We start from the raw sequence: 21,073 nt of genomic DNA on the forward strand, positions 1-21,073 counted from the left end.
CCAGGTTGTTCCCAGGTTCGTCGTTGACGCTGGTCAAGTGGACACCCAGCATCCGACCGTGCTCGTGGTCGACGACGAACCTAACATCCTGGAGCTGCTGTCGGCCGCGCTCCGGCTCAGCGGGTTCGTCGTGCACGCGGCGGACTGCGGGACCGAAGCGCTGGCCGCGGCCCGGCGGGTCCGGCCGGACATCGTGGTCCTCGACGTGATGCTGCCGGACACCGACGGCTTCACCCTCGCCCGCGCGCTGCGCACGGTCCAGGACCGGTTGCCGGTGCTGTTCCTGACCGCACGCGACGCCGTGGAGGACCGGATCGCCGGGCTGACCGCTGGCGGTGACGACTACGTGACCAAGCCGTTCAGCCTGGAGGAAGTCGTGCTGCGCCTGCGAGCGATCCTCCGCCGCACCAACGGCGGCGCGGAGGCACCGCGCGACGACGGCACCTTCCGGTACGCGGACCTCGTGCTGGACGAGGACGCGCACGAGGTCCACCGCGGCGGACGGCTCGTGCAGCTCTCGCCGACCGAGTTCAACCTGCTGCGGTACCTGATGGTCAACGCCGAACGGGTGGTGAGCAAACCGCAGATCCTCGACCGGGTGTGGAACTACGACTTCGGCGGGGACGGCCGGATCGTCGAGTCGTACATCAGCTACCTGCGCCGCAAGATCGACTCGGTGGAGCCTGCGCTCATCCACACGATCCGCGGTGTCGGCTACTCGCTGCGGCTGCCCAGGGACGAACGGGCCAGCTGATGAGCCGCCGCCCGTGGACGCTGCGGACCCGGCTGATGGTGGTGCTCCTCCTGCTCGGCACGGTCGGGCTCGCCGTGTTCGGGGTGGCGAGCGTGCTGCTGATCAGGGAGTCGATGATCCACCGGATCGACGACCAGCTCAAAGACCTGATCGAACGACCGCGCGGACTGGGCCCGCCATCGAACGGCAGGCGCAACGCCGACAACCTGCCCACCGAGTTCGTCTTCCTCGAACTGCACGCGGACGGCGGGCTGGCTCGTGGCACCGTTCTGGCCGGTCCGATGCTGCCGTTCCTCACCGCGCAGACCATCGGCCAGGTCGGCACCGAGCCGTTCTTCGCCGACGACAGGCAAGGCGGCTCGCCGTGGCGGGTGCTGGTCCGGTTGCGGCAGCCACCTCAGGGTGCGCCGCCCGGCGCGGGGCCCGGCATCGTGATGCTCGCGCAGTCGATGGACAACACGAACACCACCGTCACCCGGCTGGTCTGGATCGAGGCCGGTGTCGGTGTCGCGCTGCTGCTGGCGATCGGCGGCGGCGGTTTCATGCTGGTACGGCTGGGTCTGCGGCCGTTGACCAAGATCGAGCGGGCCGCGGACGACATCGCGGGCGGTGACCTGGACCGGCGAGTCGACTCGGACACGCGGACCGAGACGGGCCGGCTCGGCGGCGCGCTGAACACCATGGTCGGCAGGCTGTCCTCGGCGCTGCGGCAACGGGAGCAGTCGGAGACCCGGCTGCGGCGGTTCGTCGCGGACGCCTCGCACGAACTGCGGACCCCGCTGACGTCCATCCGCGGTTTCGCGGAACTGCATCGGCGCGGTGGCGCGCCGCAACGCGAGGACGTCGACCGGCTGATGAGCCGGATCGAAGGCGAGGCGATCCGGATGGGCCTCCTGGTCGAGGACCTGTTGCTGCTGGCGCGGCTGGATCAGGAACGCGCGCTGGACCTCACCGAGCTGGACATCAGGACGCTCGTGGAGGACGCGGTGCACGACGGTCGCGCCCGCGACCCGGACCGGCGGCTGATCGTGGAGTGCGCGCGCAAACCGATCCGCGTGACAGCCGACGAGCACCGGATGCGCCAGGTGATCACGAACCTGATCAGCAACGCGATGACGCACACACCGCCGGACAGCGAGATCCAGGTGCGGGTCGGTCTGGCGTCCCACCGCAAGGACACCCCGGTCGCGGTGGCGGGCACGCTGGAATCCCGCGGCCGGGTGGTCCTCGAGGTCATCGACGAAGGCCCCGGGATCCCGCTGGAGGCCGCGCCGTACGTCTTCGACCGGTTCTACCGCGTGGACGAGGCCCGGTCCCGCAGACGCGGCGGCACCGGGCTCGGACTGGCCATCACAGCGGCGATCCTGGAAGCGCACGGCGGCCGGGTCGAACTCCGGACAGCGGCGGGGGAGGGCGCCCGGTTCACCGTGCTGCTGCCGCTGCCGTAGCCGCTGCCTCAGCCGGTGAACCTGGCCGCCGCGATGGGGCGTTGCGCGACGGTGTACGTGCCGCTGGAGGACGTGTTGACGCTCCAGCGATACCGCGTGAACACCCCTGTGCTGGTGGAGACGTAGAACATCATGTGCCCGAAGCCCACGCCCGCGCGGTCGTCCCCGCCCTCGACCAGCCGGATGTCCGGGTACGCCGCGTAGTTCCCGACGCCGGGCACGCCGTGCGGATCCGACGTGCAGTCGATGACCTCGACGGCGTACTGGGTCTCGCCGGGGAAGTTCAGCGACGGGTTCGGTGCGACGTACGTGCCTTTGATCCGCCGGAGGAGCACGATGTGACCGGTCTGGGTGGGCTGGCCGTTGGCGTAGTCGATCGCGATCAGGTCCCCGGCGCGCAGGTCCGCCAGCCGCGTGAGCGTTCTCCAGCGCGGGATCCCGGCGGCGAAGGCCTGCCGGTACTGCCTGGCGTTGGGGCTGCGGGACCCGAAGCAGGTCTCGAAGTGCTGGGGCGTGGCGACATCGGGGTACGTGCGGCGCAGCAGCCCGGTCAGGAACGACGCGCACTGCGACTGGTTGAACCACGTACCGGGTTCGCCGGGCGCGCCCCAGGTCAGCACGTTGGGAGCCCCGTCCTGCTTGTAGCTGTTGTTGCCACGGGGACAGGACGGGAGATTGAGGTACTGCGCGAACGTCTCCGCCTCGATCGCGTGCGGAGCTGTCGGCAGGTAGGGATCCGACGGCATCTCGACCCCGGTAGCAGTGGCACTGCCCGGCGCGGCGAATGCCGCGCTCGCGCCGAGCAGTGCCCGTCTGGACACTGACGTCATAGCTCCTCATGGAACCTGAAAGTCAGTGCTTTCCCAATACTCCATCCCTGCGGCGGGTGATGCCGAGCGGGTTGTCGTTCTGCAGCTCCGGCGGGAGCAGCTCGTCCGGCCAGGTCTGGTACGTCACCGGCGCGAGCCAGCGGTAGATACCCGGCACACCGATGGACGTGTGGCTCGCGTTCGTCGTCGCGGGCCACGGGCCGCCGTGCTGCATCGCCCACGCCAGCGCGATCCCGGTCGGCCAGCCGTTGTAGATCAACCGGCCCGCGATCTTGCGCAGCTCGTCCGCGACCGCGGCGGCGTCGGAGTTCTCCGACGGCTGTGCGTGCACGGTTCCGGTCAGCGTGCCGGGCAGCCGCGACAGCACCGGCAGCACGTCGGCGACGTCCGAGTACGTGACCACCAGCGCCGACGGGCCGAAGTTCTCCTCGGTCAGCTTTTCCAGGTTGGCCTCGAAGGTCTCCAGCGGCACGGAGAACAGGGCGGGCTTGCCCGCCCACGCGTCGCCCGGTGCGCTGCCGGTGGCCACCAGGGACACCAAGTCGCTGTCCGACAGCGTGTCCACGGCCGAGCGGTACGAGTCGCACATCCGCTCGTTGAGCATCGCGCCGCCGGTGGAGTCCGTCACCGCCTTGCCGAGCTCGTCCACAATGGACGATGGGGCGAACACCAGGCCGGGGTTGGTGCAGAACTGGCCGACGCCCATCGTGACCGACTGCGCGAAACCGGCCGCGATCTCCGACGGGCGTTCCGCGGCCGCGGCCGGGAGGACCACGGTCGGGTTGACGCTGCCCAGCTCGCCGTAGAACGGGATCGGGTCCGGCCGGGAGTTCGCCAGGTCGTAGAGCGCGCGCCCGCCGCCGATGGAACCGGTGAACCCGGCTGCCTTGACCACTGGGTGCTGCACCAGCCGGATGCCCGACTGGGTGCCGTACACGACCGAGAACAGCCCGTCCGGCGCGCCGCCTTCGCTCAGCGCGGCCGTGACGACGCGGCCCGTCTCGTGCGTGGTGTTCGGGTGCGCCGAGTGGCCCTTGACCACGACCGAACAGCCCGCCGCCAGCGCCGACGCGGTGTCCGAACCCACTGTGGACAGCGCGAAGGGGAAGTTGCTGGCCGAGAACACCGCGATCACGCCCAGCGGCCGCAGCACCCGCCGCACGTCCGGGCGCGGCGGGATGATGTCCGTGTTCGGCGAGTCGATCATCGCGTCGACGTAGCTGCCTTCACGCAGCACGTCCGCGAACATCCGCAGCTGGTTGGTGGTGCGCTTGAGCTCGGTGGTCAGCCTCGGCACACCGAGGGCGGTCTCCGCGTCGGCGACCGCGATCAACGCGTCGGACTCGCCGTCCAGCCGGTCGGCCACCAGGTCGAGCACCCTCGCCCTGGCCTCGGCCGTCCAGCCCGACCAGGCCAGGTGAGCCGAGTGCGCGGCCTCGCAGAGCCGGTCCACCTCGGTGTCCGAGGTAACCGGGAGCGGGTCGCCGTACGGCTGCCCGGTCCTCGGGTTGTAGCCCTGCACAGTCACCGTCCTGCCTCCTTCTCAGCTGTGTTGAAGTCGGGGCCGCACCACGCGCCGCCGAGGTAGCGCGCCGCGTGCGACTCCGGGTCGAGTTCGCCGTGCTCGGCGATCACCTCGGCCGCGTAGGCCTCGGAGTCGTCCTGGGACTCGTAGCCGAGCTTGCGGCCCTCGTCGAGTGAGAACCAGCGGCGGGTGTTGTCCGAGATGCCCCAGATGACCCGGAAGCCGGGCGCCGGCGTGGCCAGGCACGCCTCGAACAGCCGCGCGCCGTCGGCGGGCGACAGCCACGTCGACAGCATCCGCACGTCTTTGGGCTTCTCGAAGCACGAGCCGATCCGCACACAGACGACGTCGAGGCCGTAGCGGTCGGCGTACAGGCTGCCCAGCGCCTCCAGCGCGACCTTGCTGACGCCGTAGTTGGTGTCCGGGCGGGGGAACTCGTAGTCACCGGCCTCGCCACGCGACTTCTCGACGTAGCCGGCCGCGTGGTTGGAGCTGGCCAGCACCACGCGCTTGACGCCCTGCCTGCGTGCCGCCTCCAGGACGACGTAGGTGCCGTTGATGTTGACGTCGAGGATCTTGGACCAGACCTGTTCGAGGCTGTGCCCGCCGAGGTGGATCACCGCGTCGGCACCGGCGCAGGCCTTCTCCATCGCGTCCATGTCGGTGATGGACGCCTGGATGATCTCCACCTGCTCGCCCGCGTCGGCCGCGGGCAGCTCGGCGATGTCCAGCAGCCGCAGAATCCGATCGTCGGCGGCCAGCCGGGAACGCATCAGCGTGCCGACCCCTCCTGCCGCTCCGGTGATCAGGATGCGTTGGGTCACGTTCTTCTATCCCTTTCGGTTCTCGCGGCGGCGGAGGACTCGGCGGTGGGTCAGCGGCCGAACTGGCGCAGCAGTTCGGTGATCGTCTTGGCACCTTCGAGCAGCGCGGTCACGACCTGGTTCTCGTGGCCGGTGTCCAGCCTGCCCAGCGGCACCGAGCAGCTGATCGCGTCGATCACCGGGTCGCGGTACGGCAGCGCCACGGCGAAACACCCCAGTCCTGGCGTGTTCTCCTCGCGTTCGTGCGCGTATCCGGCGGCACGGAACCTGGCCAGCTGCTCGTGCAGCGCCGCGCGGTCGATCACGGTGTTCGGCGTCAGCGGCGTCATCTTCTCCGGCAGGAGGGAGTCGACTTCCGCCGCCGGGCGTTCGGCCAGCAGCGCCTTGCCCAGCGAGGTGGAGTGCGCGGGCAGCCTGCGGCCCACCCTCGACACCACGCGCAGGTGGTGCTCGGACTCCCGGCTGGCCAGGTAGACGACGTCGCCGCCGTCGAGGCGAGCCAGGTGGACCGTCTCGTTGACCTCGCGCCGCACGTGTTCCATCACGCGGATGGCCACCTGCACGACCGGATCGTGGTCCAAATAGGACGTACCGACGAGCAGGGCCCGCACGCCGATGCCGTACGTGCCGCTCGCGGGCTCCACCTCGACCCAGCCGCGGGCGACCAGCGTCTGCAACAGCATGTACAGGCTGGACTTCGGGTAGCTCAGCTCGTGGTGCAGTTCGGTCAGCGTCAGCCTGCGTTCCGAGGACGCGAGCGCCTCGAGCAGTTCCACCGTCCGGTCGGCCGACTTCACGGCGGCTGGCCGGGTGGGCTGGCCCGCGGTTTCACGGGCTTGGTCGACCGCCACTTGGGTCCTCCTTTGGCAACAACCCCGTCACACGACCTTGACAGTAGTCGCGGTCGATTCTTACAGTCCCGGTCGCGGGTTCACAAGTACGATCGAACTTCGCATATGTGAAAGTCAGCGCCCTCCAGTAGGTCGGAGTGTTCCAATGCCGGACACCGCAGTCTCGCGCTCGTCTGTAAGAACGCCCAGGTCAAGCGGTTTGAAACGGACCGCTGCCGCCACAGCTTTCCTCGCCGTGCTGACCGGCTGTGGCACATCGACGTCTCCCTCCGCCCCGCAGGGCGACCCGAACGCACCGCTCGAGGTGTGGACCCGCAGCCAGGACTCGAGTGCAAAGGTTTACACCAGGATATTCGAGGAGTTCACCAAGAAGACCGGCGTCAAGGTCGAGTACAAGGCCGTCTTCAACGACTTCGACAAGCAGATCCAGCAGCGCGCCGCCAACAAGGACCTGCCCGACCTGGTCATCACCGACACCGGCTCGCTCGGGGTGTTCACCCAGCAGGGCCTGGTCGGCGAGGTCGACCGCACCTCGCTCGCCGGTGGCACGGACGTCAGCGACCGGGCGTGGGGCAACGCCAAGACCTCCGACGGCAAGTTCCACGCGGTGCCGTGGTCCACGCAGGCCAACGTGACCCTGATCCGCAAGGACTGGCGGGAGAAGCTCGGCAAGCCCGTGCCCAAGACCCACGAGGAACTGCTCGACCTGGCCAAGGCATTCACCACGCAGGACCCCGACGGCAACGGCCAGGCCGACACGTACGGCATCCTCGCCCCGGGCACGACCGACCGCGGCTACACGCTCTGGTGGGCGTCGAACTTCCTCTGGCAGGACGGCGGCGACGTGCTCAAGGACAACGGGAACGGCAAGTTCTCGGTCGCCATCGACTCGCCCGACAGCCAGAAGGCCGTCGAATGGATGCGCGGCCTGTTCTGCGACAGCAAGGTGATGAACCCCAACGCGCTGACGCTGACCACCAACGACGCGCACCCGCTGTTCGAGACCGGCAAAGTCGGCATCTACGCCACCGGCCCGTACCTGTTCAGCCGGTTCGACAAGAACCTCGGCAAGGACAAGTACGAGGTCATCCAGTCGCCGAAGGGCTCAGCCGGCGACACCGTGCTCGGCGAGGGCGAGAACATGTACATCATGGCCGGATCGGCCAGCACCGCCGGGCAGAAGAAGCTCGTCGAGTACATGCTCACGCCGGAGACCCAGCAGATGGGCATGAAGGTCAACGCCGGCGAGACCCCGGTCGTGCGGTTGCCGGTGAACAAGAACGTCGACGTCAAGACCGTGCTCAACGACCCGCGCTGGGACACCACCAAGCAGGTCTACGAGTCGGCGGGCCGTCCGTTCCCCGCCGTGCCGAACTTCCAGCCGTTCCGGCAGAAGACGTCGGAGTCGCTGAACAAGATCTTCACCTGCACCACGGACACCAAGGCTGAGCTGGGCAAGCTCGCCGGTGAACTGAAGAAGGAACTGTCGACGCAGGGTATCTCCCAGTGACGGTTGCCTCCTCCGAAGCAGCCGCTGTCCCGGGCGAGCGCGGGCCCGCCCGGGACAGCGCTGTCACCGTGCGCCCGCCGGGACGGGGCCGCTACTGGCACCGGCCGGTCATCCCGTGGCTGTTCCTGGCGCCCGCGTTGGTGTTGTTCCTCTACTTCAAGTTCATCCCGATGGCCGAGGGCATCCGGCTGAGCATGTACAAGGTGCAGCCGTTCCTCGGCGACATCTTCGTGGGGATGGACAACTACGCGGCCGCGCTGGACGACACCGCGTTCCAGGAAGCCGCGTACCACACGGTGGTGCTGGCGTTCGGCCAGACCTTCGGCGCGATGATCGTCGGCTTCTTCCTCGCGCTGCTGCTCGAGGGCCAGGCCAAGTCGCTGTGGTTCGTGCGCTCGGCGGTGTTCCTGCCCGTGGTGGCCGCGACCGCGGTGGTCGGTGAGATCTGGCGGGTGCTGTACTTCCCCGACCCCAACGGTTTCCTCAACAACGTGCTGTCGTGGGTCGGCGCGGGGCCGTCGATGTTCCTCGACCACCCGGACTCGTCGCTGGTGTCGGTGATGGTGGTCGGGATCTGGAAGCACGCGCCCTACGACATGGTGCTGATCCTCGCCGGTCTGGCCGGGATCGACCGCGAGCAGTACGAGGCCTCGGCGATCGACGGCACGAACGTCTTCCAGCGCCTGTGGTACGTCACGCTGCCCGCGTTGCGCCCGGTGATCACGATCCTGCTGACCCTGGCGGCCATCCGCGGTCTGCGGGTGTTCACCGAGGTGTACGTGCTGACCGGCGGTGGCCCCGCCGGGTCGACGTCGGTGTGGATGACGACCGTGTTCTCCCGCGGTTTCGAGAAGAACGACATAGGCGTGGCGTCGGCCGCGTCGGTCATGCTGTTCCTGGTGACGTTCGTGCTCACGGTGATCGTCCAGGTGTGGCGCCGAGCGAGGGAGGCCCGATGACAAGCGCTGTGAGATCCCGGCGCAGGCCCGGGGTCTCGTCCCGGCTGGACACCGCGCTCGGCTGGTCGACGGCACGCAACGCCTACGCCAGCAGGGCGATCCGGATCGTGCTGTGCGTGCTGGCGATCCTGATCTTCACCGGGCCGTTGATCACGGTGTTCTCCGGCGCCTTCGACGTCAACCGGGACCCGACGCAGCTGTCGGTCCTGCCGGGGAACCCGACCCTGCAGAACTACGAGGAAGCGGGCGCGAAGAACCTCTGGGGCTACTTCGCCAACTCGCTGTTCATCGCCGGTGGCGCGTTGCTGGTGCAGCTGCTGGTCAGTGTGTTCGCCGCGTATGCCATGGCGCGCAAGAAGTTCCGTGGCCAGGCGATCGTGCTGCTGCTGATCCTGACGACGATGATGCTGCCGGAGGAGGTCATCGCGATCCCGCTGTCGCTGGTGATCGGTGACCTGCCGGTGTTCGAGCTGAACCTGCGGGGCACGCTGCTCGGGGTGATCCTGCCCCTCGGCGCGTGGGGTTTCTCCATCTTCGTGATGACGGAGTTCATGAAGGAGATCCCGGTCGAGCTGGAGGAGGCGGCCAGGGTGGACGGCGCCGGTGAGCTGCGTGTGTTCGCGCAGATCATCCTGCCGCTGTGCCGGCCGGCGCTCGCCGTGATCGCGGTGTTCGGTTTCAACATGATCTGGGACCAGTACCTGCTGCCCCGGATCGTGGCCAACGACCCCGCCGACTACACGCTGACCGTCGCACTGGCGGATCTGCGGTCGGACATCGAGGTGGGGCCGGGCATCGTGCTGGCAGGCGCGCTGCTTGCGTTGGTACCCAGTCTGATTGTGTACCTGTCGCTGCAGAAGTCGTTCCTGCGTGGGATAACCACAGGTGCGGTCAAGGGTTGATCGCCGGTCGAGATTGAGGTCAGTATGCAACTGGATGGAGTGCTGTTCTTCCCGGTGACCCCCTTCGACGCCACCGGGGGAGTCGCTGTGGACGTGCTGGCCGAGCACGTCAAGCACGGCGTCGCCGCCGGACCCGGCGGGGTGTTCGTGGCGTGTGGGACCGGTGAGTTCAACGCGTTGGACGTCGAAGAGTTCGAACAGGTCGTCAAGGTGGCCGTCGAGGCGACCGCGGGCCGGGTGCCCGTGTTCGCGGGCGCCGGTGGTCCCTTGCCGATCGCGAAGCAGTTCGCGGTGGCAGCGCAGTCCGCGGGTGCGGACGGGCTGCTGTTGCTGCCGCCCTACTTGGTTTCCTCGCCACCGGCCGGTCTGGTGCGGTACGTCGAGGAGGTGAGCCAGGCAAGCAACCTTCCTACGATCGTCTACCAACGTAACAATGCTGTGTTCACCCCGGAGGCGGCCGTACAGGTTGCTTGCCTGCCCAACGTCATCGGCCTCAAGGACGGGCTCGGTGACATCGACCAGATGCAGCGGCTCGTGCTGGCCATCCGGTCGCGGGTGCACAAGCCGTTCCAGTTCTTCAACGGGCTGCCGACAGCGGAGCTGACCGTGCCCGCGTACCGCGGCATCGGTGTCGAGCTGTACTCGTCGGCTGTGTTCTGCTTCGCGCCGGACATCTCGCTCGGTTTCTACGAGGCGGTCACGTCAGGCGACACCGCCAGGACCAACCGGTTGCTGACGGACTTCTACTGGCCGCTGGTCGAACTGCGCGACAAGGTGCCCGGTTACGCCGTCTCGCTGGTCAAGGCCGCTGTCGCGAAGGCAGGACTCGACGTGGGTGGCGTCCGGCCACCGCTGATCGACCCGTCGCCGGAGCACCTGGCGGAACTGGACCGGATCATCGCAGCCGGGCGTGCCGCCCTGGAGGGCTGATCTGTGCGGATCACCGAGATTGTCCTCACGCCCGTCGCGTTCCGCGACCCGCCGTTGCTGAACTCCGCGGGCGTGCACGAGCCGTGGGCGCTGCGCACGATCGTCGAAGTGCACACCGACGAAGGCGTTTCCGGCCTCGGCGAGACCTACGGCGACATCGCGCACATCGAGCGCCTGCGGGCGGTCGTGCCCTCGCTGATCGGGCTGGACGCGTTCGCGCTCGGCCCGATGCACCAGCGGGTGGCGGCCGCGCTGGGTGGCGTGACCGGTTCCGACACGCACGGGCTGACCGGGAACTTCTCCGCACCGGGCACAGTGGACCGCGTGTACTCGCCGTTCGAGGTCGCTTGTCTTGACATCCAAGGCAAAGCCATCGGCCGCCCGGTGGTCGACCTGCTCGGCGGCGCCGTGCGCACCGAGATCCCGTACAGCGCCTACCTGTTCTACAAGTGGGCCGGGCACCCCACCGCGAAACTGGGCGACGAGGAACCCGACGAGTGGGGCGCGGCGCTCGACCCGGCCGGTGTGGTCGCGCAGGCCAAGCACCTGATCGACCAGTACGGCTTCAAGTCGATCAAGCTCAAGGGCGGGGTGTTCGCCCCGGAGCAGGAGATCGAGGCGATCAAGGCGCTGCGCGGGGCGTTCCCCGGCACCCCGCTCAGGCTCGACCCGAACGCCGCGTGGACACCGGAAACCGGCATCAGGGTCGCGCGCGAACTGGACGGGATCGTCGAGTACCTGGAGGACCCGTCGCCGGAGATCGAGGGCATGGCCGAGGTCGCCAAGGCCGCGCCGATGCCGTTGGCCACCAACATGTGCGTGGTCTCGTTCGAGCACCTGGCGCCGTCGGTCGAACAGAACGCGGTGCAGGTCATCCTGTCCGACCACCACTACTGGGGTGGCCTGACCAGGTCGGCCAAGCTCGCCGCGATCTGCGAGACGTTCGGCATCGGCCTGTCCATGCACTCCAACTCCCACCTGGGCATCAGCCTCGCGGCGATGACACACCTCGCGGCGGCCACACCGAACCTGACCTACGCGTGCGACACGCACTACCCGTGGAACGCGGCCGACGACGTGGTCAAGGCGGGTGTGCTGTCGTTCAAGGACGGTTCGCTGACCGTGCCTGCGGGGCCCGGCCTGGGAATCGAGCTGGACCGGGACGTGCTGGCCAGGCTGGCCGAGAACTACCGCACGTGCGGCCTGCTCAAGCGCGACGACACCGGCTACATGCAGAGGTTCGACCCCGAGTACGAGAAGAGGCGTCCCCGTTGGTGAAGAGCGTCGCTCACGTCTATCCGTGGGACGTGGTGGGCGATCCGGGCGCTGCCGCGCGGTATGCCGAGCTGGGTGTGGACGCTGTCGCGCTGGCGGCGGCGTACCACACCGTGCGTGCCGCGACACCGCTCCACCCGGAGCACCGCCTGGTTGATGCCCGGCACGCCGCGTTCTACCTGCCGGTCCGTGACGAAGTATGGCAGGGCAAGCGTTTGCGTCCGGCGGAGCCGTCGTGGGTCGCGCCGGACTCCTACCGTTCGGCACGGGACGCGCTCAAGGCCGCTGGGCTGCCGGTGTACGCGTGGACCGTGCTGACGCACTCCAGCCGCCTCGGCGACCTGCACCCGGACCTGACCGTGGTGAACGCCTTCGGCGACCGGTACCCGTACGCGCTGTGCCCGTCCAACCAGGACGTGGTGGAGTACTGCCTGACACTGGTCGAGGAGATCATCGCGCTGGCCGAGCCGGACGGGATCGTCCTGGAGGCGTGCGGCGCGCTCGGGTTCGTGCACGGTGGCCACCACGAGAAGACCGAGGGCGGCGACTGGGGCCCGATCCGGCAGAACCTGCTGTCGGTGTGCTTCTGCGCCGGCTGCACGGCCAGGTACCCGGACGCCACGGCGCTGCGCGAGCAGATCCGTGCGGCCGTGGACGCCGGTGAGCCCGACGAGGTGCCCCTCGACGCGCAGATCACGGGCATCCGCGCCGGTGTAGCCGCTGACCTGCGGAAACTGCTGGTGAATCGGATCAGGGAACGGGCGCCGGGCGTCCGGGTGATCGTGCACGCCAACTCGGACCCGTTGGCCACCGGCCCGTTCGCCACCGTCGCGCCCGACCTGGGCGTCGAGGTGGACGCGCTGGTCGCGATGGCCTGGCCGGGCCCTGCGGCGAGCGCACCGAACATCCAGGCGCTGCGCAAGCTCGCCCCGGACACCCGGATCGCCGGGTACGTGCTGGCCCTGCCACCCAAACCGGCCGACGGCCGGTCGATGCTGGCCGAACTGCGGGCACTGGCCGAGGAAGGCGTCGAGGAATTCCACCTCTACCACGCCGGACTCGCGTCCGGGACCAGGCTGAACGCGGTCCGTGAGGCGATCGCCGCTTTGCGTGCAACCTGACCCGGGGGTGGTTCCGTCCTTGGTGCATGAGACACCTAGCGACAGCCGGAGCCAGTGTTCTGCTCGCACTGTGTGCCGCTTGCGGTGCTCAGACGCAGCCTGGCTCCGCTCCACCTCCAACATCGGATCTGCCGAGCGACACCAGCCAGGCCTCTGAGCCGCAGCTGCCCGGTGAGCAGCCCGCGGGCGCCAAACTGGTGACCAAGCTCGACGCGGCCAAACTGCCCGAGGCGTACCCGAGAAAGGTGTGGACCGAGGGCGACGGCACCCGCATCGGCGTCACCGCGCAGGAAGGCGGCTGTAGCCGGGCCAGCGTCGAGATCGGCGAACAGAGCACCGACAAGGTCGTGCTGACCATGGTCGAGACGTCGCCGAAGGTCGAGCAGATGTGCACGATGGACATTCGGTACCCGAACTTCACCGTGACGCTGAACGCCCCCCTCGGTGACCGCCCGGTCACCCTGGACTACCAGCAACGCAAGGTCTGACCCCCACCCCACCCTCGTGAGTGGTTTGGCCGGTTCTAACCGGCCAAACCACTCACGAGGTTTGACCTGCACTTTGGGGCAGTGTTCACTGGTGCTTTCGGTGCAGGCCACTAACTCGTTCTCCCCATTCGGCGATATCCGTGCACAGGGCGGATCGGCCGAGGGAGAACGTCACCATGGCGATGTTGGTGATCGAAGGTACTTTCCGGGTGGTCGGGGCAAGGCCGGACGGTGACTCAGTCCGGTTCTACCCCAACGACCTCGACGACTGGAACAAGGTGGAGGGCGGGCACAGGGTCCGCCGCAACAAGAGCGGTGGTGCCCAGTTACGGCTGGACGGCATCGACGCGCTGGAAACGCATTTCCTCACCAGCGCGGGGGAGACCCACCAGCCGGCGCGGTTCGCCGACACGGCGTCGGCCGAACTGCTGGACTTCCTGGGGTTCACCGATGTCGTCCGGCGCGAGAGGGACGGCACTGTCACCGCCTCGGAACCGTTGCAGGCGCCGGGATACATCTTCACGCGCACCGCTGACGTCTACGGCCGCTGTGTCGCGTTCGCGGGCAAGGGCGCGGCTCCCGGCCCGAGCGGCACGAAGATCCACTTCGATGTGCCGATGGTGCAGCGGACCGTGAACTACCACCAGCTCGCGCGTGGCCTGGCGTACCCGACCTTCTACCGCAAGCTGTTCCCGGACCTGCGGACCGCGATGGCCGAGGCGGCCAAAGCGGCCATGGCCGAGCAACTCGGCCTGTGGCCCAAGGACGTCACGCTGACCGGCGCGCGCGTGGAGAAGCAACGGTCGCTGGAGGAGGACCTGGTCATCCTGCCGAAGTTGTTCCGGCGGCTGGCCGACTACCTGTCGTTGAACGACGGCGACCTGTCGCTCGGCGGGTTCCTCGACTTCCTCGACCAGAAGGACGACCGGCTGTTCGTCCTGTCGACCGGGCACTGGACGAGCCTCGACACGATCGTCGAGGTCACCGGCGACACCGTCCGGATGACAGTGCCACCCGAGGACCTCATCTTCGAGGAGAAGTAACGGCTTGCGCGATCGCGACCTGGATCGGGTCCAGGCGTTGTTCGCCGCCGTCGACTTCCCACAGCGAGTTCTGCAGCGCGCGGGCGACGGTCCACCCGGCCGCGCGCTGCCGGTCGGCGCCGAGCGCCTCGGTCAGCAGGTCGAACCGCCGCAGCACAGCCTTGGGCACGTCACCGGTGGCGACGATGTCGTCCCACCGGTTGTCCAGCGCGGGCATGATGTCGAAGCCCGGGTCGCCGACGAGCGGTTTCGGGTCGATCGCCAGCCACGGCTCACGGTCGGCGGCCAACACGTTGTCGTAGTGCAGATCCCAGTGCAGCAACCGGTCACCCGGCTCGTCCAGGACCTCGGAAACCCTCGCCGCCCAGTCCTTCAACAGGTTCTGTTCATCCTGATCGGACAGTTTGGACGCCGTGCCCGGCGTGTTCGCGACCATCTGCTCGGCGCTGTCCTTCAGGTGCCGCATGCCGTCCGGTCCGGGGACCCTCGTCAGCCGCGCCAGGAGTCCGGCGAGGATCTCGGTCGCCGCGAAGTCGTCCGGCATCGTCGAGAGTGGACGGCTGTCGTCGAGGCGTTCGAGCAGCATCGCGCCCGTGTCCCGGTCGTGGTCGAGCAGGCGGACGATGCCGTCACCGTCCCAGGTCCGCAGGCCGACCGGTTCGCTTTCGTGTTCCCAGTCGACTGGTTGCAGCTTCAACGCGGCTCGCGTGCCGTCCGGCCGTACCACGGGGAGAACGAGGGAAGCCATGCCGTGCATGGGTTTCCCGTCGACCGTGAGCCGCCACTGGTCGAGCGTGCGTTCGGCGAGCCCCGCGAGCCCGGCCAGCCACTCCGGCGGGAAGTGCTTGCGGAGCGACTCGGCCAGGGCCCGCGGGATCACGATCACTTGCGGAAGGATATCTGCAACGTGGGGGCCGATGTCGAGGCGAAAAAGTCGTTGCCCTTGTCGTCGACCACGATGAACGCGGGGAAGTCCTCGACCTCGATCTTCCACACGGCTTCCATGCCGAGTTCCGGGTACTCCAGCACGTCGACCTTGCGGATGCAGTCCTTGGCCAGCCGCGCGGCCGGGCCGCCGATCGAACCGAGGTAGAAGCCACCGTGCGACTGGCACGCGTCCGTCACCTGACCGGACCGGTTTCCCTTGGCCAGCATGACAAGCGAGCCACCGGCTGCCTGGAACTGCTCCACGTAGGAGTCCATCCGGCCCGCTGTGGTCGGCCCGAACGAACCGGACGCGTAACCCTCCGGTGTCTTGGCCGGGCCCGCGTAGTACACCGGGTGGTCCTTCATGTACTGCGGCATCGGCTCGCCCGCGTCGAGCCGCTCCTTGATCTTCGCGTGCGCGATGTCACGGGCGACCACGAGCGGGCCCGTCAGCGAAAGCCTTGTCTTGACCGGAAGTTTGGACAGGGTCTCGCGGATCTCGGCCATCGGGCGGGTCAGGTCGATCCGCACGACCTCCGCCGACAGGTCCTCGCCTTCCACCTCCGGCAGGAACTGCGCGGGGTCCCGCTCGAGCTGCTCGATGAACACGCCGTCGGCGGTGATCTTCGCTTTAGCCTGGCGGTCGGCGGAACAGGACACCGCGATACCGACCGGGCAGGACGCGCCGTGCCGGGGCAGCCGGATCACGCGCACGTCGTGGCAGAAGTACTTGCCGCCGAACTGCGCGCCGATCCCGAACTGCCGGGTCATCTCCAGCACCTGCTGCTCGAGGTCGACGTCGCGGAACCCGTGGCCGAGCGCCGATCCGGCACGCGGCAGGGTGTCCAGGTATCGCGCGGACGCGAGCTTCGCCGTCTTCAGGTTGTGCTCCGCGGACAGACCACCGACCACGATCGCGAGGTGGTACGGCGGGCACGCGGCGGTGCCGAGGCTGCGCAGCTTCTCGTCGAGGAACTTCGCCAGCCGGTTCGGGTTCAGGACGGCTTTGGTCTCCTGGTACAGGAAAGTCTTGTTGGCGCTGCCGCCGCCCTTGGCCATGAACAGGAAGTCGTAACGCGGGTCCGTGCCGGGCGCGTTGTAGAGCTCGACCTGTGCGGGCAGGTTCGTGCCGGTGTTGCGCTCGTCCCAGAACGTCACCGGGGACATCTGCGAGTACCGCAGGTTGAGCTGCTGGTACGCCTCGAACACGCCCCTTGAGAGGGCTTCTTCGTCTGTGCCGCCGGTGAGCACACCCTCGGTGCGCTTGCCGATCACGATGGCCGTGCCGGTGTCCTGGCACATCGGCAGGATGCCGCCGGCCGAGATGCACGCGTTGCGCAACAGGTCCATCGCCACGAAGCGGTCGTTGCCGGATGCCTCCGGGTCGTCGATGATCGCCCTCAGCTGGGCGAGGTGGGACGGGCGGAGCAGGTGCTGGATGTCCTTGATCGCCTCTTGGGCGAGCACGGTCAGCACGTGTGGGTCGACTTCGAGGAACTTGCGGCCCGCTGCCTCGACGACTCGGACACCCTCCGACGTCACGAGCCGGTACTCGGTCGTCGTGTCGGGGGCGAGCGGGAGCACGTCTGTGTACTGGAACGAGGTGGTGGTCACGCGGGCTCCTTTGCGCGCGGTACGGGAACTGGGAAAAGACGTTACCGCCCGCACCACGACCACCCGTGACGACCTCACGTTGGCTGAGTCACACGCTATCCCGGACTCCAGAGGCCAGGTCTCGAAGACCGGCCGCCGGACCGCCCGTCACGGACTGACGGGAATCGCACCCCTGTGATCCCGCCAGCCGTGACGCGCGGAGCAGTCCCCGACAAAACGCAATTGCACCGCCCCAGGGCGCCGCAGGCGCGACGCCGGTTCAAAACCAACGCGCCCAGCGCTGGTTCGTATAGAGCTCGCACCGGGGGGCTTGGGGGCTCGGCCCCCAAAATGACCCGGTCCGCGAACACAGGTCCGCGGAGGCAGGGCCGCGGAGGCAGGTCGGAAGGCCGCGCCAGCCCCCGACCGCCGCGACCTCCCGGGGAAAGCGACTACGCACAGTCAATCGACCAGCGCGCCGCGTAGTCTTCGGTTCGCCCGACTAAGTATCGTGACGTACCTCACGCTGCACCAGCGCTGTTCGGGTGACCTGCGTCGTCGTCCTGAGTCTCAGCTCGCGTATGCCCTGAGCTTCTCGGCGCGCTCGCCCTGGCGGAGCTTCGACATGACCTCGCGCTCGATCTGGCGGACGCGCTCGCGGGAGAGCCCGAAGCGCTTGCCGATCTGGTCGAGGGTGCGCGGCTGGCCGTCGTCGATGCCGTAGCGCAGGCGGATCACGTGCTGCTCGCGCTCGTCGAGCGTGGCCAGCACCCGGCGCAGGTCGTCCTGCAGCAGGCCGGAGATGACCGCGCCTTCGGCGTCCGTCGCCTCGGAGTCCTCGATGAAGTCGCCCAGCGGGGCGTCCTCCTCCGCGCCGACCGGCATGTCGAGGCTGACCGGGTCACGGGCGTGGTCGAGCAGGTCCGCCACCTTGGTGACGCTCAGGCCCGACTCCTTGGCCAGCTCGTCGTGGGTGGCCTCGCGGCCGAGTTGCTGGTGCAGGTCGCGCTTGATCCGCGCCAGCTTGTTCACCTGCTCGACCAGGTGGACCGGCAGCCGGATGGTGCGACCCTGGTCGGCCATGCCCCTCGTGATGGCCTGACGGATCCACCACGTGGCGTACGTGGAGAACTTGAACCCCTTGGTGTAGTCGAACTTCTCGACCGCGCGGATCAGACCCAGGTTCCCCTCCTGGATCAGGTCGAGCAGCGGCATGCCGCGCCCGGTGTAGCGCTTCGCCAGCGAGACGACCAGCCGCAGGTTCGCTTCGAGCAGGTGGTTCTTGGCCACGTGCCCGTCGCGGATCAGCGACTTCAGGTCCATCCTGCGCTGCGCGGGCAGCTGCGGGTTGCACTCCAGCATGTGCTGGGCGAACACCCCGGCCTCGATCCGCTTGGCGAGCTCGACCTCTTGCGCGGCGGTCAGCAGTGCGGTCTTGCCGATCCCGTTCAGGTAAACGCGGACCAAGTCGGCCGCGGGCCCCTGTGCGTCGAGATCCAATTCCGCGGTTTCGACAACCTCGCGGTCAAGAGTCTGCGGGACGGTCATCGGACTCCCTCCCCCTGTCTCGGGCTGGCAGTGGCTCGTGTCACAGACCTTCGAACCACGGTCCGTCTGGGACCCTGCCGCCCGTTGGTTGGACACTAGAGAAAACGTGAGCCGATCGAGATTCGTTCCCGCTTTCTCAAACTGGATGACGTCGGAAGTCACCACCCGGTTGCGTGCCAGAGGCTGAGATATTCCTGAGAGACCGCCACCGTCCACAGTGGCTGAGAAAACCCTTAGATTTCCACAAGGACGGTGAACGGTCCGTCGTTCACGCTCGTTACTTCCATCATGGCCCCGAATTCACCGGTTTCTACGTGGGCTCCCCGATTGCGCAGCTCGTCGACGACTGCTCCGACAAGGGGTTCTGCCTGTTCGGGGCGGGCGGCGCTGATCCACGACGGGCGGCGACCCTTACGGGTTTCCCCGTAGAGGGTGAACTGGCTGACCACGAGCAGTGGCGCGGCCGCGGTCGCGCACGACTCCTCGTCACGCAGAATGCGGAGCTCATGGAGTTTCCGGGCCATGTGGGCTGCCTTTTCGGGCGTGTCCTGCGTATGCACGCCGAGCAATACCAACAGGCCCGCGTCGATCGCCCCGACGACCCGACTGTCCACACTCACACTCGCGCTCTTGACGCGTGCGGCGACCGCTCTCATGCGGGGACCAGCATCCCGTGCCGGACCAGTTCGTCGACCAACGGCAACGCGGCGACGATGAGTGCGTCCGTGGGCACGCCGTGTGCCGCGGCGAGCAGTTCCAGCAAGTCCCCCAACGGCAACAGTCCGCGACAACCCGCGAGCAGAGCGCGCACGAGCTCGTCTATCTCGTGCTGCCAGCCTGGCCCGTCGGTGCGGTGCAACCGGCGCACGACCGCTTCCCAGCCCTCGTCGGCCGGTGACGAAACTTCTTCGAGGACAACCGAATCGGCAACCTTCAAGTGTGCTCGAAGCAGTGCGTCGGGTGACGAGTGCGCGCGCAGCCAGTCGATCCGGTCCAACCAGCCCGCTGCCTCCTGGCCGAGCGGGTCGTCGAACGCGTGCCTGAGGTCCTCGCAGACGATCCGCGGTTCGCCGTCGGTCCGTCGCAGTGTCACGAAACCGAAGCCGACCCCGGCGACCTTGTTCTCGGCGAACCAGTCCAGCCACGCGGACGCGCGCGCCGCGCCCTCGGCCGAGCGCGGGTCGATGCCCGCGTCCCGGAGCCAAGTACCGACGTAGAGGTCCGGATCGGCGACGTCGCGCTGCACGAACCACGCGTCGACGCCGCCGGGCAGCCACGACGTGACCCGCTCCGGCCAGTCCTGGCCCGGCAGGTGCAACCACGACGCGAGTAGTTGACCGACGCCGCCACGTGCGAGGTATTCCGGCAGTGCCGCGATCACGAGTGCGCTCGCGTCGTCACCGGCGAGCCCGGAATCCCGATATGTGTAATCGACGCGGGACGGCCCGACCACGAACGGCGGATTGCACACCACCTGGTCGAACCGGCGGCCGGTGACCGGCTCGAACCATTTGCCCTGCCGGGTTTCCACATCGAGGTCATTGATCCGGAATGTCGCGTTCGCGAGCATCAACGCGCGCCCGGACAGATCCGTGGCGGTGATTTTCCGAGCATGTCTGCTCGCGTGCAAAGCCTGCACACCGCATCCGGTACCGAGATCGAGCACGGTGCCGACCGGACGGCGGATGGTCGCGCGAGCCAGGCTCAACGAGGCGTGACCCACACCCAGCACGTGGTCGACGGGCACCGTCGACCCGAGCTGGTCGGAATCCAGGTCCGCGAAGACCCACCATGAACCCTGGTCATCGCCGTAGGGACGTACGTCCAGTCCGGCGCGCACGCGGTCGCCGTCCACCCGCACGACACCGTTGGCCACCGACTCCGGCCACGGCAGAACCGCTTTGACCTCGTTCTCCGGCAGCTCGTCACCGAGCAGGAACAGCCTGATCAGGGTGCCGAGTCCGGCGCCGTCCCTGGTCACCCGGCGTGCGGGTTCCGGTTCGCCGCGGCCGAGCGCGGCGTGCGCGGACGCACCGAGCAGGCTCAGGACACCGTCGGCGTCGTAGCCGACGCGCTCGAAGCAGGTGCGAAGTGCGGAACAATACTCCGGCGAAAGATCATCGGCCACACGGGAATACTTCCACGGTGGTGGGAAGCTGTCGCTGTGGGTATAGCGTAGTCACCATGTCGGGTGTCGAGGAGGTCTCGTGAACAACCCCAAGGAAGCCGACACCCCGGTTCTGATCACCGAGGCTGCGCCGTCGTTCGACGATCAGCACGCGGCGCGCAAACGCAAGTACATCCTGATGATGTCGCTGCGCCTGCCGTGCCTGTTCCTCGCGCTGCTGTTCGCCCAGGTCTCGTGGTGGCTGGCGCTGGGGTTCCTGGTTCTGTCGATCCCGTTGCCGTGGGCGGCTGTGCTGATCGCCAACGACCGGCCACCGCGCAAGTCCGAGCGGGTCAACCGCCACCAGCAGGGTGAGCCGAGCGCTCACTTGATCGAGCGCTCGAACAACCAGGTCATCGAGGGTTAGGGCGCTAGCGC

General features: G+C 68.2%; 20 protein-coding genes. 11 read left to right on the plus strand and 9 right to left on the minus strand.

The features are described from left to right. Positions 1 to 37 precede the first annotated feature (37 nt). Both AOZ06_RS14440 and AOZ06_RS14445 read left to right on the plus strand, forming a co-directional pair. Positions 38 to 754 carry a response regulator transcription factor gene (locus AOZ06_RS14440; protein WP_236952222.1) on the plus strand — a complete coding sequence of 239 codons (717 nt, stop codon included), beginning with the start codon at positions 38 to 40 and terminating at the stop codon, positions 752 to 754. Continuing rightward, the gene (locus AOZ06_RS14445) at positions 754 to 2,202 is read left to right on the plus strand and encodes a sensor histidine kinase (RefSeq protein WP_054289868.1); all 1,449 of its coding nucleotides are present in this window, start codon (positions 754 to 756) and stop codon (positions 2,200 to 2,202) included. Before AOZ06_RS14440 ends, AOZ06_RS14445 begins: the two co-directional genes overlap by 1 nt. 8 nt (positions 2,203 to 2,210) lie before the next feature. Here the strand turns inward: AOZ06_RS14445 and AOZ06_RS14450 are convergent, their stop codons facing one another. The 4 genes from AOZ06_RS14450 to AOZ06_RS14465 are packed head-to-tail and all read right to left on the minus strand — an operon-like array spanning position 2,211 to position 6,232. Beyond that, a complete protein-coding gene (locus AOZ06_RS14450; RefSeq protein WP_236952224.1) occupies positions 2,211 to 3,023 on the minus strand; it encodes a hypothetical protein in 813 nt (270 codons plus the stop codon). A gap of 31 nt (positions 3,024 to 3,054) precedes the next feature. Beyond that, positions 3,055 to 4,560, minus strand: a complete 1,506-nt coding sequence (locus AOZ06_RS14455) for an aldehyde dehydrogenase (NADP(+)) (RefSeq protein WP_054289870.1) — start codon at positions 4,558 to 4,560, stop codon at positions 3,055 to 3,057. After that, positions 4,557 to 5,381, minus strand: a complete 825-nt coding sequence (locus tag AOZ06_RS14460) for an NAD-dependent epimerase/dehydratase family protein (protein WP_083471686.1) — start codon at positions 5,379 to 5,381, stop codon at positions 4,557 to 4,559. The genes AOZ06_RS14455 and AOZ06_RS14460 overlap by 4 nt, the downstream gene beginning before the upstream one ends. 50 nt (positions 5,382 to 5,431) lie before the next feature. Next, positions 5,432 to 6,232: an IclR family transcriptional regulator gene (locus AOZ06_RS14465; RefSeq protein WP_218921990.1), complete on the minus strand. Its 801-nt coding sequence runs from the start codon at positions 6,230 to 6,232 to the stop codon at positions 5,432 to 5,434. 199 nt (positions 6,233 to 6,431) lie between these two features. On the opposite strand from AOZ06_RS14465, the gene AOZ06_RS14470 reads away from it, so the two are divergent. From AOZ06_RS14470 to AOZ06_RS14505, 8 genes are all read left to right on the plus strand, one after another. Then, on the plus strand, positions 6,432 to 7,742 hold the full coding sequence (locus tag AOZ06_RS14470) for an ABC transporter substrate-binding protein (protein WP_218921991.1): 1,311 nt from the start codon (positions 6,432 to 6,434) through the stop codon (positions 7,740 to 7,742). Then, positions 7,739 to 8,701: a carbohydrate ABC transporter permease gene (locus AOZ06_RS14475; protein ID WP_063810035.1), complete on the plus strand. Its 963-nt coding sequence runs from the start codon at positions 7,739 to 7,741 to the stop codon at positions 8,699 to 8,701. The genes AOZ06_RS14470 and AOZ06_RS14475 overlap by 4 nt, the downstream gene beginning before the upstream one ends. Then, a complete protein-coding gene (locus AOZ06_RS14480) occupies positions 8,698 to 9,603 on the plus strand; it encodes a carbohydrate ABC transporter permease (protein ID WP_054296645.1) in 906 nt (301 codons plus the stop codon). Before AOZ06_RS14475 ends, AOZ06_RS14480 begins: the two co-directional genes overlap by 4 nt. A 24-nt stretch (positions 9,604 to 9,627) precedes the next feature. After that, positions 9,628 to 10,533, plus strand: coding sequence for a 5-dehydro-4-deoxyglucarate dehydratase (locus tag AOZ06_RS14485; RefSeq protein ID WP_054289872.1), 906 nt, complete (start codon positions 9,628 to 9,630; stop codon positions 10,531 to 10,533). Between the two features lie 3 nt (positions 10,534 to 10,536). Further along, on the plus strand, positions 10,537 to 11,811 hold the full coding sequence (locus tag AOZ06_RS14490; protein WP_054289873.1) for a glucarate dehydratase family protein: 1,275 nt from the start codon (positions 10,537 to 10,539) through the stop codon (positions 11,809 to 11,811). Then, positions 11,808 to 12,929 (plus strand): hypothetical protein, encoded by a 1,122-nt coding sequence (locus AOZ06_RS14495; protein WP_236952225.1) that lies wholly within the window; start codon positions 11,808 to 11,810, stop codon positions 12,927 to 12,929. Before AOZ06_RS14490 ends, AOZ06_RS14495 begins: the two co-directional genes overlap by 4 nt. A gap of 197 nt (positions 12,930 to 13,126) precedes the next feature. Next, positions 13,127 to 13,417: a hypothetical protein gene (locus AOZ06_RS14500; RefSeq protein WP_054289875.1), complete on the plus strand. Its 291-nt coding sequence runs from the start codon at positions 13,127 to 13,129 to the stop codon at positions 13,415 to 13,417. 176 nt (positions 13,418 to 13,593) lie between these two features. Then, positions 13,594 to 14,460 carry a hypothetical protein gene (locus AOZ06_RS14505; RefSeq protein ID WP_054289876.1) on the plus strand — a complete coding sequence of 289 codons (867 nt, stop codon included), beginning with the start codon at positions 13,594 to 13,596 and terminating at the stop codon, positions 14,458 to 14,460. Here the strand turns inward: AOZ06_RS14505 and AOZ06_RS14510 are convergent. The 5 genes from AOZ06_RS14510 to AOZ06_RS14530 form a co-directional block, all read right to left on the minus strand. Continuing rightward, positions 14,441 to 15,358 (minus strand): aminoglycoside phosphotransferase family protein, encoded by a 918-nt coding sequence (locus tag AOZ06_RS14510; RefSeq protein WP_063810351.1) that lies wholly within the window; start codon positions 15,356 to 15,358, stop codon positions 14,441 to 14,443. The genes AOZ06_RS14505 and AOZ06_RS14510 overlap by 20 nt on opposite strands. After that, positions 15,343 to 17,001: a fumarate hydratase gene (locus AOZ06_RS14515; RefSeq protein ID WP_054289878.1), complete on the minus strand. Its 1,659-nt coding sequence runs from the start codon at positions 16,999 to 17,001 to the stop codon at positions 15,343 to 15,345. The genes AOZ06_RS14510 and AOZ06_RS14515 overlap by 16 nt, the downstream gene beginning before the upstream one ends. Positions 17,002 to 17,550: 549 nt before the next feature. Continuing rightward, on the minus strand, positions 17,551 to 18,528 hold the full coding sequence (locus tag AOZ06_RS14520; RefSeq protein WP_054289879.1) for a sigma-70 family RNA polymerase sigma factor: 978 nt from the start codon (positions 18,526 to 18,528) through the stop codon (positions 17,551 to 17,553). 233 nt (positions 18,529 to 18,761) lie between these two features. Next, positions 18,762 to 19,184 (minus strand): D-aminoacyl-tRNA deacylase, encoded by a 423-nt coding sequence (gene dtd / locus AOZ06_RS14525; RefSeq protein WP_054289880.1) that lies wholly within the window; start codon positions 19,182 to 19,184, stop codon positions 18,762 to 18,764. Beyond that, positions 19,181 to 20,656: a DUF7782 domain-containing protein gene (locus AOZ06_RS14530; protein ID WP_054289881.1), complete on the minus strand. Its 1,476-nt coding sequence runs from the start codon at positions 20,654 to 20,656 to the stop codon at positions 19,181 to 19,183. The genes dtd and AOZ06_RS14530 overlap by 4 nt, the downstream gene beginning before the upstream one ends. Positions 20,657 to 20,735: 79 nt before the next feature. Here AOZ06_RS14530 and AOZ06_RS14535 point away from each other — a divergent pair, with 79 nt between their 5' ends. Beyond that, positions 20,736 to 21,062 (plus strand): DUF3099 domain-containing protein, encoded by a 327-nt coding sequence (locus AOZ06_RS14535; RefSeq protein WP_054289882.1) that lies wholly within the window; start codon positions 20,736 to 20,738, stop codon positions 21,060 to 21,062. Positions 21,063 to 21,073: the final 11 nt, after the last annotated feature.

Source organism: Kibdelosporangium phytohabitans (genome assembly GCF_001302585.1).
GTDB lineage: Bacteria > Actinomycetota > Actinomycetes > Mycobacteriales > Pseudonocardiaceae > Kibdelosporangium > Kibdelosporangium phytohabitans.

Excerpts from the sequence above, each read along its gene's own strand:
- AOZ06_RS14445 (WP_054289868.1), top strand. The coding sequence starts at position 754 with ATGAGCCGCCGCCCGTGGACGCTGCGGACCCGGCTGATGGTGGTGCTC.
- AOZ06_RS14480 (WP_054296645.1), top strand. The coding sequence starts at position 8,698 with ATGACAAGCGCTGTGAGATCCCGGCGCAGGCCCGGGGTCTCGTCCCGG.
- AOZ06_RS14485 (WP_054289872.1), top strand. The coding sequence starts at position 9,628 with ATGCAACTGGATGGAGTGCTGTTCTTCCCGGTGACCCCCTTCGACGCC.
- AOZ06_RS14505 (WP_054289876.1), top strand. The coding sequence starts at position 13,594 with ATGGCGATGTTGGTGATCGAAGGTACTTTCCGGGTGGTCGGGGCAAGG.
- AOZ06_RS14520 (WP_054289879.1), bottom strand. The coding sequence starts at position 18,528 with ATGACCGTCCCGCAGACTCTTGACCGCGAGGTTGTCGAAACCGCGGAA.
- dtd (WP_054289880.1), bottom strand. The coding sequence starts at position 19,184 with ATGAGAGCGGTCGCCGCACGCGTCAAGAGCGCGAGTGTGAGTGTGGAC.